Origin of the sequence: Thalassobacterium maritimum (assembly GCF_031127805.1) — a bacterium.
Taxonomy (GTDB): Bacteria; Verrucomicrobiota; Verrucomicrobiia; order Opitutales; family Coraliomargaritaceae; genus Thalassobacterium; species Thalassobacterium maritimum.
Genome location: NZ_JARXHW010000130.1, coordinates 1 through 1,580, shown reverse-complemented (window position 1 = coordinate 1,580; position 1,580 = coordinate 1). Strand labels below are relative to the sequence as shown.

2 protein-coding genes are annotated in these 1,580 nt (G+C 46.6%); both read right to left on the bottom strand.

Annotation, left to right across the window (positions count from 1 at the left end; genetic code table 11):
* Window positions 1–78: 78 nt before the first annotated feature.
* Window positions 79–453, bottom strand: a complete 375-nt coding sequence (locus QEH52_RS19560) for a hypothetical protein (RefSeq protein WP_308952644.1) — start codon at window positions 451–453, stop codon at window positions 79–81.
* A gap of 49 nt (window positions 454–502) precedes the next feature.
* A complete protein-coding gene (locus QEH52_RS19555) occupies window positions 503–1,375 on the bottom strand; it encodes a hypothetical protein (protein WP_308952643.1) in 873 nt (290 codons plus the stop codon).
* Window positions 1,376–1,580 lie beyond the last annotated feature (205 nt).

The window sequence follows — 1,580 nt, the reverse complement described above, 5'->3', positions numbered from 1 at the left end:
CAGACTGCGTAGCACGTCGATCAGTCTGGCTGCGGTCCCGCACGGCAGGTGGTGTGAGAGGTGGCGTCCCGTGCGGCGTCACCTACTCGATTTAGCTCTCTGCTGGTTAAAAGTGTGATGAGGTGAAGTATCTGCTGAACAGTCGATTGGCTCAAACCCATTCTTCTTCCTGAATTCATCCAAGACTTCCGATTCAGAAAATGATTCTTCTTTAATTCCTTTTTCAAGGTAGGAGGTGAACCAATCACACTCTGTCGTCTTTAAGTGCCTGAGGATAGACTCTTTTCTACCTTTCCATTCAATTAACGACGAATATGAAGCTCCGGATGAGTGTGGCCCTACACCTTTCTGGACCGCAATCCAATGTAATCCATTTCCTTCCTGGTAGTAGGTTAGGTCTGGATTCGATGAGGCTGAGCATCCAATCAGCCATTTGGTCTTCTTCGGATTCATTTTTTTTCAGCTAACGTAGAGTGTATGCATAGATGAGCGGAAGCGAAATCTATTGTATATCACGACTGGATATGCGTTGTTTCCACCATGATTGCCAGTGTGAAAGCTTAGGTTCCCAGCCTATCACGCCAGACTTCCCGACTATCATCTCGAGTGCTTGAACGGCATCCATAACAGGTGCAATGTGAATATCTCCAACGGATTCACTCTCATGATATAGGTAAGGGCCTACATAGTCGATATATCGAGGGTTTCCCGATGCCCCAGCTTTTCTCAAAGTTTTTTCGAGTCTATATTTGTCCTGAATAGTAAGCTCCTGAATCTCCTCAAAACTCTTCAGTTCACTTTCGATTTTATTGAGGTAATATTCATCGCCCAGCCGAGCAAGTGCAGCTTCTGATGCAGATATGATTTGCTCTTCGTATGCTTCGATTGTTGGAGTTAAATAGCTCCTAAGCAGCTCCATGTCACCTGCGTTGCCGTAGTAGCTAACCAACTTGATGGCATCGATAGTATTTGAAGCTGAGACAGACTGAAATCCCTCAGCAATCTCCTTTGAACCAAGGTAGACTTTCGCTCCCCTGTAAGCCAAGTCAGACCACTCAACCCCTGTCCCACGCTCGTAAGAGTGACATGAGCGTCGAAGCAATAATTTGTGCACATTGTGGTCTCCCTTGGGCAATAAGTCATAGACATACTGTGCTGTCCTTGCTTCATCGATCTCAGACATAATTCGGCCCGCCTGAGAGCTGTAATTCTTGTCTTTGAGTAAAACTGAAAGAATGGGAAGCGCCTGGGTATGAAGTAGCTCTTCTTTTTGTTTCAGTCGTTCATATTCTTTTTCTGAGATTTCGATGCTCCACCCCCGTGTGAATGTCAGCACGAGAAGTGTGCATAAGGTGGCTATTCGATTCTTTTGCATATCGTGAAGAGTAGTCGATGCGAGCCTGTGAGGTCAATCGTGCAAATGATTGTCGCAAAACCGGCGGGTAAACTCGCATTGACTATCTCGCCTGGTTCCCACAGGGACTTGCGAGTCTGAGGGGTGCTGGGATAGCCTGTGAGTCTCGCTCTGATTCGTTTCTTTCATTGATTTACTTGGCCTGTGATGCTCGTCGGTCAGGGGA

Bases quoted from the DNA above. Each gene is read 5' to 3' on its own strand.
- QEH52_RS19560 (WP_308952644.1), bottom strand. From the start codon at position 453: ATGAATCCGAAGAAGACCAAATGGCTGATTGGATGCTCAGCCTCATCG.
- QEH52_RS19555 (WP_308952643.1), bottom strand. From the start codon at position 1,375: ATGCAAAAGAATCGAATAGCCACCTTATGCACACTTCTCGTGCTGACA.